Origin of the sequence: Enterobacter sp. BNK-29 (genome assembly GCF_048684785.1) — a bacterium.
Classification (GTDB): Bacteria; Pseudomonadota; Gammaproteobacteria; order Enterobacterales; family Enterobacteriaceae; genus Enterobacter; species Enterobacter cloacae_M.
This window is the reverse complement of record NZ_JBLQTU010000001.1, coordinates 2,302,564-2,315,582: the sequence shown is the minus strand read 5'-3', so window position 1 is coordinate 2,315,582 and position 13,019 is coordinate 2,302,564. Positions and strand designations below refer to the sequence as shown.

At 57.8% G+C, this 13,019-nt stretch carries 10 protein-coding genes; 6 read left to right on the top strand and 4 right to left on the bottom strand.

All coding sequences use genetic code 11. The features are described 5' to 3' along the window. Positions 1-14: 14 nt before the first annotated feature. On the bottom strand, positions 15-1,664 hold the full coding sequence (pgi, locus tag ACMGGX_RS11035; protein ID WP_048977787.1) for a glucose-6-phosphate isomerase: 1,650 nt from the start codon (positions 1,662-1,664) through the stop codon (positions 15-17). 374 nt (positions 1,665-2,038) lie between these two features. Between pgi and lysC the strand changes: the two genes are divergently transcribed. The 3 genes from lysC to ACMGGX_RS11020 all read left to right on the top strand — a co-directional run bounded on the left by lysC (position 2,039) and on the right by ACMGGX_RS11020 (position 4,749). Beyond that, positions 2,039-3,388: a lysine-sensitive aspartokinase 3 gene (lysC, locus tag ACMGGX_RS11030; RefSeq protein WP_023309996.1), complete on the top strand. Its 1,350-nt coding sequence runs from the start codon at positions 2,039-2,041 to the stop codon at positions 3,386-3,388. 93 nt (positions 3,389-3,481) lie between these two features. Then, positions 3,482-4,426 carry a ketopantoate/pantoate/pantothenate transporter PanS gene (panS, locus tag ACMGGX_RS11025; protein ID WP_252047522.1) on the top strand — a complete coding sequence of 315 codons (945 nt, stop codon included), beginning with the start codon at positions 3,482-3,484 and terminating at the stop codon, positions 4,424-4,426. A gap of 50 nt (positions 4,427-4,476) precedes the next feature. Further along, on the top strand, positions 4,477-4,749 hold the full coding sequence (locus ACMGGX_RS11020; RefSeq protein ID WP_023309994.1) for a DUF3811 domain-containing protein: 273 nt from the start codon (positions 4,477-4,479) through the stop codon (positions 4,747-4,749). On the opposite strand, the gene rluF is transcribed toward ACMGGX_RS11020, so the two are convergent. Beyond that, a complete protein-coding gene (gene rluF, locus ACMGGX_RS11015; protein WP_023309993.1) occupies positions 4,750-5,622 on the bottom strand; it encodes a 23S rRNA pseudouridine(2604) synthase RluF in 873 nt (290 codons plus the stop codon). It abuts the gene before it with no gap. Positions 5,623-5,819: 197 nt separating this feature from the next. Between rluF and ACMGGX_RS11010 the strand changes: the two genes are divergently transcribed. Beyond that, positions 5,820-6,122, top strand: coding sequence for a type II toxin-antitoxin system RelE/ParE family toxin (locus ACMGGX_RS11010; protein WP_181594182.1), 303 nt, complete (start codon positions 5,820-5,822; stop codon positions 6,120-6,122). 6 nt (positions 6,123-6,128) lie between these two features. Beyond that, on the top strand, positions 6,129-6,416 hold the full coding sequence (locus ACMGGX_RS11005) for an addiction module antidote protein (protein WP_045355285.1): 288 nt from the start codon (positions 6,129-6,131) through the stop codon (positions 6,414-6,416). Here the strand turns inward: ACMGGX_RS11005 and ACMGGX_RS11000 are convergent. Next, positions 6,413-8,044 carry a Na/Pi cotransporter family protein gene (locus ACMGGX_RS11000; RefSeq protein ID WP_023309990.1) on the bottom strand — a complete coding sequence of 544 codons (1,632 nt, stop codon included), beginning with the start codon at positions 8,042-8,044 and terminating at the stop codon, positions 6,413-6,415. The genes ACMGGX_RS11005 and ACMGGX_RS11000 overlap by 4 nt on opposite strands. A 216-nt stretch (positions 8,045-8,260) precedes the next feature. Next, positions 8,261-11,944: a methionine synthase gene (metH, locus tag ACMGGX_RS10995; RefSeq protein ID WP_181594180.1), complete on the bottom strand. Its 3,684-nt coding sequence runs from the start codon at positions 11,942-11,944 to the stop codon at positions 8,261-8,263. Positions 11,945-12,137: 193 nt separating this feature from the next. Between metH and iclR the strand changes: the two genes are divergently transcribed. After that, positions 12,138-12,968 carry a glyoxylate bypass operon transcriptional repressor IclR gene (iclR, locus tag ACMGGX_RS10990; RefSeq protein ID WP_023309988.1) on the top strand — a complete coding sequence of 277 codons (831 nt, stop codon included), beginning with the start codon at positions 12,138-12,140 and terminating at the stop codon, positions 12,966-12,968. Positions 12,969-13,019 lie beyond the last annotated feature (51 nt).

The window sequence follows — 13,019 nt, the reverse complement described above, 5'->3', positions numbered from 1 at the left end:
TCATGACGTTTTAATTACGCGCGCCATGCTTTATAACGGTTGATCAAACCATTTGTCGAGCTGTCATGGCTGGCAATCGCTTTATCGTCACCCAGCTCTGGCAGAATACGGTTTGCCAGTTGTTTGCCCAGCTCAACGCCCCACTGGTCAAAGGTGAAGATGTTCAGGATGGCGCCCTGCGTGAAGATCTTGTGCTCGTACAGGGCAATCAGCGCGCCCAGGCTGAACGGCGTGATTTCGCGCAGCAGGATGGAGTTGGTTGGGCGGTTGCCTTCGAACACTTTGAACGGCACAACGTGGTCCAGGGTTGCCGGATCTTTACCCTGGTCACGGTATTCCTGCTCAACCACTTCGCGGGATTTACCGAACGCCAGCGCTTCGGTCTGCGCAAAGAAGTTCGACAGCAGCTTCGGATGGTGGTCGGACAGCGGGTTATGGGTGATAGCCGGGGCGATGAAATCGCACGGTACCATTTTGGTGCCCTGGTGGATCAGCTGGTAGAAGGCATGCTGACCGTTGGTGCCCGGCTCGCCCCAGATGATTGGGCCAGTCTGGTAATCCACCGCGTTGCCGTTACGGTCAACGTATTTACCGTTGGATTCCATGTTGCCCTGCTGGAAGTAGGCTGCGAAGCGGTGCATGTACTGGTCGTAAGGCAGGATCGCTTCGGTTTCAGCGCCGAAGAAGTTGTTGTACCAGATACCGATCAGCGCCAGCAGCACCGGCAGGTTTTTCTCTGGTGCGGTCGTGGAGAAGTGTTTATCCATCGCGTGCGCGCCGGAGAGCAGCTCAACGAAGTTGTCGAAGCCCACGGACAGGATGATGGACAGACCGATCGCAGACCACAGGGAGTAGCGGCCACCGACCCAGTCCCAGAACTCGAACATGTTCGCGGTATCAATGCCGAACTCGCTGACCGCTTTGCCGTTGGTAGACAGCGCCGCGAAGTGTTTCGCCACGTGCTTGTTGTCGCCTGCGGTTTTCAGGAACCAGTCGCGCGCGCTGTGGGCGTTGGTCATGGTTTCCTGAGTGGTGAAGGTTTTGGACGCAACCAGGAACAGGGTGGTTTCCGGGTTCACGTTCTTCAGCACTTCAGCGATGTGGGTACCATCGACGTTAGACACAAAGTGCATATTGAGGTGGTTTTTATACGGACGCAGCGCTTCGGTCACCATGAACGGGCCGAGGTCAGAACCGCCGATACCGATGTTCACCACGTCGGTAATCGCTTTGCCGGTGTAGCCTTTCCAGCTACCGGAGATGATCGCTTCGGAGAAGGTTTTCATCTTTTCCAGCACCGCGTTCACTTCCGGCATGACGTCTTTGCCGTCAACGATGATTGGCGTATTGCTACGGTTACGCAGGGCCACGTGAAGCACGGCACGGTCTTCGGTACGGTTAATTTTCTCACCGGAGAACATGGATTTGATGGCGTCAGCAAGCTCGGTTTCTTTCGCCAGATCCTGCAGTTTTGCCAGCGTCTCTTCGGTAATGCGGTTTTTGGAGAAATCCACCAGCATCAGGTCGTCGAAGGTCGCGGAGAACTTAGAGAAACGATCGGCATCCTTCGCGAACAGATCCGCGATGGTGACGTCTTTCATTTCATCAAAATGTTTCTGGAGTGCCTGCCAGGCAGCGGTCTGCGTTGGGTTGATGTTTTTCATTAGCAATACTCTTCTGATTTGAGAATTGTGACTGCGGTCGATTGTAGCGCCTGCAAATAAAAATTGTGATGGTTTTTATGCCATTGCCCTGGCCTGCATCAAACACAGGTGAAAAGACCCGAAAAGTATAGCTGCTGACGGAGCCTCCTGGGGCGGCGAAATGTCGGTCAAAAAGCCCTAAAACGGAGCATAAAATCTGGCGCTGTTATAAGTCCTGTTTCTCAGGGGTACCCCCCCATAAAAAATCCGCATAATCCCAGCATTGACAGGACCTCCCCCGCATTTTATTTATAGGGCCGTATTTTGCGCCTGCACCTGTTTTCGTTTCACTCTTGTGCCAAGGTCGCTTATTCATTCCCTGACACGAGGTTGTTATGACGAGTTTTGTGGTCGCCAAATTTGGCGGCACCAGTGTGGCCGATTACGATGCCATGAACCGCAGCGCCGATGTGGTGCTGGCCGATCCGAATACCCGCCTGGTGGTGCTGTCTGCATCCGCCGGCGTGACGAACCTGCTGGTTTCTCTGTCTGAAGGACTGGAAGCGACAGAACGTTTCGTGAAGCTGGATGCACTGCGCAAAATTCAGTTCGATATTCTTGAGCGTCTGCAGAACCCGAACGTCATCCGCGAGGAAGTGGAGCGTCTGCTGGAAAATATTACCACTCTGGCAGAAGCGGCCTCTCTGGCCACCTCCACCGCACTGACCGACGAACTGGTCAGCCACGGCGAGCTGATGTCCACCCTGCTGTTTGTTGAAATCATGCGCGAGCGTAACGTTCAGGCGCAGTGGTTTGACGTGCGTAAAGTGATGCGTACCAGCGATCGCTTTGGTCGTGCCGAGCCGGACGTTGAGGCGCTGGCGGAGCTGACCAATCAGCAGCTGGCACCACGCCTGGCAGACGGTATCGTGATCACCCAGGGCTTTATCGGCAGTGAAGCGAAAGGCCGCACCACCACGCTTGGCCGCGGCGGCAGCGACTACACCGCCGCGCTGCTGGGCGAAGCCCTGCATGCAACGCGCGTGGATATCTGGACGGACGTTCCGGGCATTTACACCACCGACCCACGCGTCGTTTCCGCGGCTAAACGTATTGATGTGATCGCCTTTGAAGAAGCGGCGGAAATGGCCACCTTCGGCGCGAAAGTGCTGCACCCGGCAACGCTGCTGCCGGCAGTGCGCAGCGATATTCCAGTCTTCGTGGGTTCCAGTAAAGATCCGAAAGCGGGCGGGACGCTGGTCTGCAAGAAAACGGAAAACCCACCGCTGTTCCGCGCCCTGGCGCTGCGTCGTCGCCAGACGCTGGTGACGCTCCACAGCCACAATATGCTGCATTCCCGCGGTTTCCTGGCGGAAGTGTTTGGCATTCTGGCGCGCCATAATATCTCGGTGGATCTGATCACCACCTCTGAAGTGAGCATTGCGCTGACGCTGGACACCACCGGCTCTACCTCCACCGGCGACACGCTGCTGACGCAGTCGCTGCTGATTGAGCTGTCTGAGCTGTGCCGCGTGGAAGTAGAAGAAGACCTGGCGCTGGTTGCCATCATCGGCAACAAGCTGTCGCGCGCCTGCGGCGTGGGTAAAGAAGTGTTCGGCGTGCTCGACCCGTTCAGCATCCGCATGATCTGCTACGGCGCATCCAGCTACAACCTCTGCTTCCTGGTGCCTGCCGATCAGGCCGAGCAGGTCGTGCAGAAACTTCATCAGAATTTGTTTGAATAAAATTCGTTAGCACGATAAACAATACCTATAAGCCGGGCACAGACCCGGCTTTTTCATAACTAAACAACACGACAATACTGCAAGGAATCCACTATGTTATCCGCCGTTACGCGGCTGTTCCCGCTATGGGCGCTGCTGCTCTCCGTACTCGCGTATTACACCCCCGCTACGTTCACGGGCATTGGTCCGTGGGTCGCCACGCTGCTGATGCTGATCATGTTCGGTATGGGCGTGCATCTGAAAATCGACGACTTTAAACGCGTGCTGTCTCGCCCTGCGCCCGTCGCGGCAGGGATCTTCCTGCACTACCTGGTAATGCCGCTTGCGGCGTGGCTGCTGGCGATGGCCTTTAAGATGCCGCCCGATCTCTCCGCCGGGATGGTGCTGGTGGGCAGCGTGGCCAGCGGCACGGCGTCCAACGTCATGATCTACCTGGCGAAAGGCGACGTGGCGCTCTCCGTCACGATCTCGTCCGTTTCGACTCTGGTTGGCGTCGTTGCCACACCGCTGTTAACCCGCCTGTACGTGGACGCGCATATTCAGGTGGACGTGATGGGCATGCTGCTCAGCATTCTGCAGATTGTGGTGATCCCGATTGCGCTGGGGCTGGTCATTCACCATCTTTTCCCGCGCTTGGTGAAGGCCGTTGAGCCGTACCTGCCCGCGTTTTCGATGGTCTGCATTCTGGCGATCATCAGCGCCGTGGTGGCGGGTTCCGCATCGCACATTGCCTCCGTGGGCTTTGTGGTGATCATCGCCGTGGTGCTGCATAACACGATTGGCCTGCTGGGCGGCTACTGGGGCGGGAAGCTGTTCGGTTTTGACGAATCTACCTGCCGCACGCTGGCAATCGAGGTAGGCATGCAGAACTCCGGCCTGGCGGCGGCGCTCGGTAAAATCTACTTCTCCCCGCTGGCGGCCCTGCCTGGCGCGCTGTTCTCCGTCTGGCATAACCTCTCCGGCTCGCTGCTGGCGGGCTACTGGTCCGGCAAACCGATTGATGAACAAACGAAAAAAGATGCGGTGAAGCAGGGTTAATTTGCGCGGCTTGCTTTACACTGAAGCCTCTCTATCAGGAGGCTTCAGCAATGGCTACACCACGTTTGACCCAGAAAGACATGACGGAAGCCGAGCAGCGCGAACTGAAAACGCTTCTCGACCGCGCCCGTATCGCACATGGCCGCACGCTGACAAACGCCGAAACCAATCAGGTGAAAAAAGAGTACATCGATAAGCTGATGGCGCAGCGTGACGCCGCGGCGAAAAAAGCCCGCAAGCTGAAAAAAGAGCAGGCTTATAAACCCGATGCAGAGGCGACCTTTTCCTGGTCGGCCACAACGTCTACCCGTGGAAGGCGCTAATCAGCGCCCTTTCTTTTTGCGCCCCGGCTGGGTAAAGCGTTTTCCATTACCCGGCTTGCCTCGCCCCTTATCTTCCGCCTGCGGCGCCTTCACCACCGGGCGCTTAATCGCCTGGGTTTTCGGTTTTGCTTTGGCCTTCGGCTTCGCTTCGGACGAGGAATTCTCGATAAGCTTAAAGAGCTCAATCAGCTCGTCATCCGTTAAATCGCGCCACTCGCCCAGCGGGATGCCGGACAGGCTGACGTTCATGATGCGCGTGCGTTCCAGCTTCGTCACTTCATAACCGAAGTGTTCGCACATGCGGCGGATCTGGCGGTTCAGGCCCTGCACCAGCGTAATGCGGAACGCGAACGGCGCTTCTTTCTTAACCTTACACTTCTTCGTGACGGTGCCGAGGATCGGCACGCCCGCGCCCATGCCGCGAATAAATTCGTCCGTGACCGGCTTATTCACCGTCACAATGTACTCTTTCTCGTGGTCGTTACCGGCACGCAGGATTTTGTTGACCAGATCGCCGTGGTTGGTGAGGAAAATAAGCCCCTGTGAGTCTTTATCCAGACGGCCAATCGGGAAGATACGGCTGCTGTGGTTCACGAAATCAACGATGTTGTCCCGCTCACCGTCTTCCGTGGTGCTGACAATCCCAACCGGTTTGTTCAACGCGATAAACACCAGGTCTTCAGCATCACGCGGTTCGATGACCTGACCATTCACTTTAACCACATCGCCAGGGACCACCTGGTCGCCGATGGTGGCGCGTTTGCCGTTAAGAAACACGTTACCCTGTTCAATGTAACGGTCAGCCTCGCGACGTGAGCAGATCCCGCTCTCGCTAATGTATTTGTTTAATCGGGTTGATTGAGTTGGCAGCATAGTTTCTCCTGTGAAGGGCGAAATATACCTTAGGTATGGGCCGAAAAAAAAGATTAGCTGACGGTAACTGAAGCGGGTTTTTTAGTTTGCGAGACGCTTTCAGGATTTAGCGTCAGGCCATTTATCCTTGAGCTAACTCCTTTTAGCTTTACTCTCCAGAGACAACTATTTGTAGTTTATAAATCACATGGAGTAATATGAAGGAGATAGTTCAGACAGAATCCTTCCAACGCTGGGAGCAAAACTTAAAAGATCGGCGAGCGAAGACCATTATCGCTTCCCGCCTCTTTCGGTTGGCAAATGGTTTAGCGGGCGACATTAAACCCCTTGGGGAAGGTATAAGTGAGCTGAGGATCCACTATGGCCCGGGCTACAGAATCTATTTTAAAGACCAGGGCAATTGCATCATTGTGCTGTTGTGTGGTGGTGACAAAAGCAGCCAGGCCAGAGACATACTTATGGCAAAAATGCTGAGCAATGTATCCCAATGGCAGGAGTGAATGAGCATGCATAAATTAACATCCTACGATCCAGCAAACGCGCTGGTGGATGATGAGGAAATCGCCGTGTTTATGGCTGATGCCTTAGAAACGGGCGACTCAGCGTATATTGCTAAAGCGCTGGGCGTCATCGCGCGTGCGAAAGGAATGTCGACCATTTCACAGCAAACTGGCCTATCACGAGAGCAACTGTATCGCTCGTTCAGTGATAAAGGAAACCCAACGCTTAAAACAACTCTGGCGGTCATGAAAGCATTGGGTCTTGGGCTAACAATCAAACACGCCGGAGATTAATACTCATCCCGCTCGTCGTCTTCATCCGGCTGTTCCATCACGCTGTACGCCACCGCGCAGAACAACGAGTTGAGACGCTTCATATCCCCCAGCAGCCCCAGATGCAGGGAGCTGGTCTCGATACTCTGCACGTTCTGCTGGTGCAGACGCTCAACGTGGGCATGCGAGTAGCGGCGGTTCAGAATACGGAAACGATGCTTGTTGCGACGCAGGCGCCGCGCGCTCGGCACGTCGCTGGAGAAGAAGACCAGCATCGCCAGCTTGAGGTTGCTGACCAGCTGTTCGTGCAGCGCTTCCAGCTCCTTCAGGCCTTCACCTGAAAACGCACGACGCGCGGCAAGGGATTTGTCGGCGATCTCGCTGCCCATACGCTCCACAATATCCGAGGCCTGCTCAAGGTTAAGCGACATCTCGATGATTTCCGCCCAGCGGCGGGACTCCTCCTCCGCCAGCTCGTCCTGCGGCATACGTGCCAGGTAAAGCTTAATGGCGGTATAGAGCACGTTGATATCGTCCGCCAGTCTGCGCAGTTCTTTCTCTTCACGCGGCTCGCCGTGCATCACCTTTTGCAGGCCTTCGAGCATGGTTTCCATTGCGTCGCCCATGCGCAGCGTCTCGCGCGCGGCGTTCGCCAGCGCCAGCGCCGGGGTATCCAGTGCGGAGGTATCCAGGTGCTTCGGCTTCAGGCGCGCATCCAGCTCCGGTTCGTCCTGAATGAGGCGTTCGCAGAAGCGGGCCATCGGCGCGGCAAACGGCACCATCGCCAGGCAGCGCACCAGGTTGTAGAACACGTGGAAATAGATCACCAGCTCCGCCTTCGGCAGCGGTAGGTTGTCCATCAGGTTCGCCAGCGGGTGAACGAACGGCAGAATAATCAGGCTGCCCACCAGCTTAAACAGCAGGCTGCCGAGGGCCACGCGGCGGGCTGCGGCGTTGGCCGCGCTGTTATTGAGCATCGCCAGCAGGCCGGAGCCGAGGTTAGCCCCGATCACCAGACACAGCGCCACCGGGAAGGAGATCGCCCCTGTGGCGGTTAAGGTCGCCGTCAGAAGAACCGCCGCCAGGCTGGAGTAGCTGACGATGGCAAACACCGCGCCAATCAGAGCATCCAGCATAATGTCCCCGGTCAGGGAGGCGAAGATGACCTGCACGCCGTTGGCCTCGGTGATTGGCGTGACCGCCTGCACAATCAGCTCCAGCGCCAGCAGGATCAGCCCCAGGCCTATCCCTACGCGCCCGAGCTGTCCGGCGCGCGTCTGCTTGCGGCCGAGGAAGAAGATAACGCCGATAAAAATCAGCAGTGGCGACAGCCAGGAGAGATCGAAGGTCAGGATACGCGCCATCAGCGCGGTACCTACATCCGCCCCCAGCACAATCACCAGCGCCGGGGCCAGCGCCACCAGATCCTGCGCCACAAAGGAGGTGACAAGCAGGGTTGTGGCGTTACTGCTCTGAACCAGCGCCGTTACGCCAATGCCCGCGCAGAAGGCGAGCGGCTTCTTCTCAACGCTGCTGCTGAGAACGGTACGTAAGCGCGCGCCAAATACGCGCATCACGCCGGTACGGACGATATGGGTGCCCCATACGAGCAGTGCGACTGCAGAGAGCAGGTGTAACAACGTCAGCACGGAAGTTTTTCCTCCTTATCGTTATGTGTTTTCCTGAGGTTTGTTGCGCATTGTCTTGCCGGATGGCGGCTACGCCTTATCCGGCCTACGCGCAGGTCCGGTAAGCGCAGCGCCACCGGGCAAAAGATAAGAACCTTCTTCCAGTATAAGGGTTTAAACGTAAGAAAGAGACAGGGCGCCCAATGAGCGCCCTGTTTGTTGTAAGGAAAAGTGATTTTAGTCGGCGTCGTAGCCGAGATTTGGCGCCAGCCAGCGCTCCACTTCAGACACGCTCATCCCTTTGCGCAGGGCGTAATCTTCAATCTGATCCCGCTGCAGCTGCGCCACGGCAAAGTACTTGCTGTCCGGATGGCTGAAGTACCAGCCTGAGACGGACGCGCCTGGCCACATGGCGAACGACTCGGTGAGCTTCATGCCGGTATGGGCTTCCACATCCAGCAGCTTCCAGATGGTGCCTTTTTCGGTGTGCTCCGGACAGGCCGGATAGCCCGGCGCCGGGCGAATCCCCTGGTAGTTTTCGCGGATCAGCTCCTCATTGCTGAGGTTTTCATTCGCCGCGTAGCCCCAGTGCACCTTACGCACGCGCTCGTGGAGGTACTCGGCGAAGGCTTCCGCCAGGCGGTCGGCAATCGCTTTCACCATGATTTTATTGTAATCATCGTGCTGCGCTTCGAACGCGTCCGCCAGCGCGTCTTCTTCCAGACCGCCGGTTACCGCAAAGGCGCCGATATAGTCGGCTTTACCACTCAGCTTCGGCGCGACGAAATCGGCCAGGCAGTAGTTGGCAAAGCCCACTTTCTCCGTTTGCTGGCGCAGATGGCGGCTGACAGCCAGCACGTGGGTGCGGGTTTCATCGCGGTAGATTTCGATGTCGTCGCCCACGCGGTTTGCCGGGAACAGGCCCACCACGCCGCGCGGGTTGAGGGTTTTCTCTGCGCTCAGCGTGTCGAGCATGTCGTTGGCATCTTTAAACAGGCGCTTCGCCTCCTCGCCGACCACCTCATCTTCCAGGATGCGCGGATATTTGCCCGCCAGCGACCAGGTCATAAAGAATGGCGTCCAGTCGATGTAGTTACGCAGCGTCTCGATGCTGGCCGTCACGTCCTGCACGCCCAGACGATGTGCCACCGGTGGCGTGTAGCTGGACCAGTCGAAGGCCAGATCGTTGTCGCGCGCCGCCTGAAGCGAAACAGGCGGGGTGCGCGGTTTCTTACGGCCGTGCTGGATGCGAACGGTTTCGTACTCTTTGCGGGTGCGCGCCACAAAATCGTCGCGCTGGGTGTCGGAGAGCAGCGCGGAGACCACGCCCACGGTGCGCGAGGCGTTCTGCACGTACACCGTCGGGCCACTGTAGTTCTGCTCGATTTTCACCGCCGTGTGCGCTTTTGAGGTGGTCGCCCCGCCAATCAATAGCGGAATGGTGAAGCCCTGTCGCTCCATCTCTTTTGCCACGTTGACCATTTCGTCGAGCGACGGCGTAATCAGGCCGGAGAGGCCAATCAGGTCGGCGTTAACCTCGCGCGCGGTCTTGAGGATTTTATCCGCCGGGACCATCACGCCAAGGTCGATAATTTCGTAGTTATTACACTGCAGCACTACGCCGACGATATTCTTGCCGATGTCGTGCACGTCGCCCTTCACGGTGGCGATAACCATCTTGCCGTTGCTGGAACCTTTCTCTTTGCTGGCTTCGATGTAGGGCTCAAGATACGCTACCGCCTGCTTCATCACGCGGGCGGATTTCACCACCTGCGGCAGGAACATTTTGCCCTCACCGAACAGATCGCCGACCACGTTCATGCCGTCCATCAGCGGGCCTTCGATCACCTCAATCGGGCGGTCTGCCTGCTGGCGCGCCTCTTCAGTATCGAGCTCGATAAATTCGGTGATGCCTTTAACCAGCGAGTATTCCAGACGCTTTTTCACGTCCCAGGAACGCCACTCGGCCTGCTGAACGTTTGCCGCCTCATCCGACTTGCTGCCGCGGTATTTCTCCGCCAGGTCCAGCATGCGCTCGGTGGCGTCGTCGCGGCGGTTAAGAATTACGTCCTCTACGGCATCGCGCAGCTCGGCTGGAAGGTCGTCGTAAATCGCCAGCTGGCCGGCGTTAACGATCCCCATGTCCATGCCGTTGCGGATGGCGTAGTAGAGGAACACGGCGTGGATCGCTTCGCGCACCGGGTCGTTACCGCGGAACGAGAACGACACGTTCGATACGCCGCCGGAGATCAGCGCATGCGGCAGCTCGCGCTTGATGTCCTCACATGCCCCGATAAAGTCCTGGGCATAGTTGTTGTGCTCTTCAATACCGGTCGCGACGGCGAAGATATTCGGGTCAAAGATAATGTCTTCCGGCGGGAAGCCCACCTCTTCGGTCAAAATCTTGTACGCGCGGCGGCATATCTCAATTTTACGCTCGCGGGTATCCGCCTGGCCCACTTCGTCAAAGGCCATCACCACCACGGCGGCACCGTAGCGGCGGACCATCTTCGCGTGGTGGATAAAGATATCAACGCCCTCTTTCATCGAGATAGAGTTGACGATGCCTTTACCCTGAATGCACTTCAGCCCTTTTTCGATGACCTCCCACTTGGAGGAGTCAATCATGATCGGCACGCGGGCGATGTCCGGCTCACCGGCGATCAGGTTGAGGAAACGCACCATCGCCGCTTCGGCGTCGAGCATCCCCTCGTCCATGTTGATATCGATAATCTGCGCGCCGCTTTCCACCTGCTGGCGGGCAACGTCCAGCGCTTCGCTGTATTTCTCTTCTTTGATCAGGCGCTTGAACTTTGCCGAACCGGTGACGTTAGTACGCTCACCCACGTTCACAAACAGGCTGTCGTCGCCGATGGTCAACGGCTCAAGGCCGGACAGACGACAGGCAACCGGAAGCTCGGGCAGCTTGCGCGGCGGCAGCCCGGCCACGGCATTGCTCATGGCCGCGATGTGCTCCGGCGTGGTGCCGCAGCAGCCGCCGACGATGTTCAGGAAGCCAGACTCGGCCCACTCGCGGATTTGCGCCGCCATGGTGTCGGCATCGAGATCGTATTCACCGAACGCGTTCGGCAGACCGGCGTTCGGGTGGGCGGTGACGTAGCATTCCGCGATACGGGAAAGCTCCTGCACGTACTGGCGCAGTTCATCCGGCCCCAGCGCGCAGTTAAGGCCAAAGGAGAGCGCTTCGGCGTGACGCAGGGAGTTATAAAACGCTTCGGTTGTCTGACCGGACAGGGTACGGCCGGAGGCGTCGGTGATGGTGCCGGAAATCATGATCGGCAGGTCAACGCCCAGCGCCTCGAACTCCTCTTTCACCGCGTAAATGGCGGCTTTGGCGTTGAGGGTGTCGAATACGGTTTCAATCAGGATCAGATCGGAACCGCCTTCCACCAGCGCTTTGGTCGATTCACGGTAGGCCGCGACCAGCTGATCGAAGGTGATATTACGAAACGCCGGGTCGTTGACGTCCGGTGAAATCGACGCGGTGCGGTTCGTCGGGCCAAGCACCCCGGCAACGTAGCGAGGCTTGTCCGGCGTGCGGGTCGTCCACTCGTCGGCGCAGGCGCGCGCCAGCTTCGCGGCTTCCAGGTTGATTTCCGCCGACAGGGATTCCATCTGGTAATCCGCCATGGCGATGGTTGTCGAGTTAAAGGTGTTGGTCTCAACGATATCCGCACCCGCTTCGAAGTAGGCGTTGTGGATATCCTTAATGACGGACGGCTTGCTGAGCACCAGCAGGTCGTTGTTCCCTTTCAGGTCGCAGGGCCAGTCGGCAAACCGCTCGCCGCGGAAATCGTCTTCACTCAGACGATAGCCCTGGATCATGGTGCCCATGCCGCCGTCCAGCACCAGAATTCGTTCATTTAACTGCGCACGCAGTTGCTCTACTTTGCTGCTCACACTTGCTCCCGACAACGCTCAACAAGGCCAAAAGGCTGCGTTCCATACTGGCACAATCTCGCAGGGTGGAAAAGCCGCACAGCGGTAACATGAGACATGTTCACCATCACTCCTCCGATCAGTCAGGATAACGGTTGCAAATCCACCAAATAAAACGAAAATGATTTCCACGATACAGAAAAAGGAGATCGTCATGGTCGCGACCGTTCCCGCTAAACGCGGCAGAAAACCTGCTGCCACCGCCGCCGCCGCACAACAGGGCGGACAGGTTCAATCGCTCACGCGAGGTTTGAAGCTGCTGGAATGGATAGCCGAGTCGCACGGCAGCGTGGCCCTGACGGAGCTGGCCCAGCAGGCTGGCCTGCCGAACTCCACGACGCATCGCCTGCTGACCACCATGCAGCAGCTGGGCTTTGTCCGCCAGGTCGGCGAGCTGGGGCACTGGGCGGTGGGCGCGCATGCATTTATCGTCGGCAGCAGCTTCCTGCAGAGCCGCAACCTGCTGGCGATTGTGCACCCGATTCTGCGCAAGCTGATGGAGGAGTCCGGCGAGACGGTCAACCTCGCGGTGCTGGACCAAAGCGACCATCAGGCGATTATCATCGACCAGGTGCAGTGCACGCAGCTGATGCGTATGTCCGCACCGATTGGCGGCAAGCTGCCGATGCACGCCTCCGGAGCGGGGAAAGCGTTTCTCTCACAGCTGAGCGAAGAGCAGGTGACGGGGCTGCTGCACCGTAAAGGTTTACACGCTTATACCCACGCCACGCTGGTATCGCCCGTGCATCTGAAAGAAGATCTGGCCCTGACCCGCAAGCGCGGCTATTCGTTTGATGATGAAGAACATGCCCTGGGCCTGCGCTGCCTCGCGGCCTGTATTTTTGACGAGCACCGCGAGCCGTTTGCCGCCATCTCCATCTCCGGGCCGATTTCGCGGATGACCGATGACCGCGTGACCGAGCTGGGTGCGCTGGTGATTAAGGCGGCGAAAGAGGTGACGCTGGCGTATGGTGGGATTCGCTAAGTTGGGTTCCGGCGAACATTCGAACCGTAGGCCCGGTAAGCGCAGCGCCAC

What these genes read in the sequence shown, in the direction of transcription:
- rluF (WP_023309993.1), bottom strand. Translation starts at nt 5,622, where the DNA reads ATGCTGCCAACTCAATCAACCCGATTAAACAAATACATTAGCGAGAGC.
- ACMGGX_RS11010 (WP_181594182.1), top strand. Translation starts at nt 5,820, where the DNA reads ATGAAGGAGATAGTTCAGACAGAATCCTTCCAACGCTGGGAGCAAAAC.
- ACMGGX_RS11005 (WP_045355285.1), top strand. Translation starts at nt 6,129, where the DNA reads ATGCATAAATTAACATCCTACGATCCAGCAAACGCGCTGGTGGATGAT.
- panS (WP_252047522.1), top strand. Translation starts at nt 3,482, where the DNA reads ATGTTATCCGCCGTTACGCGGCTGTTCCCGCTATGGGCGCTGCTGCTC.
- iclR (WP_023309988.1), top strand. Translation starts at nt 12,138, where the DNA reads ATGGTCGCGACCGTTCCCGCTAAACGCGGCAGAAAACCTGCTGCCACC.
- lysC (WP_023309996.1), top strand. Translation starts at nt 2,039, where the DNA reads ATGACGAGTTTTGTGGTCGCCAAATTTGGCGGCACCAGTGTGGCCGAT.
- ACMGGX_RS11020 (WP_023309994.1), top strand. Translation starts at nt 4,477, where the DNA reads ATGGCTACACCACGTTTGACCCAGAAAGACATGACGGAAGCCGAGCAG.
- pgi (WP_048977787.1), bottom strand. Translation starts at nt 1,664, where the DNA reads ATGAAAAACATCAACCCAACGCAGACCGCTGCCTGGCAGGCACTCCAG.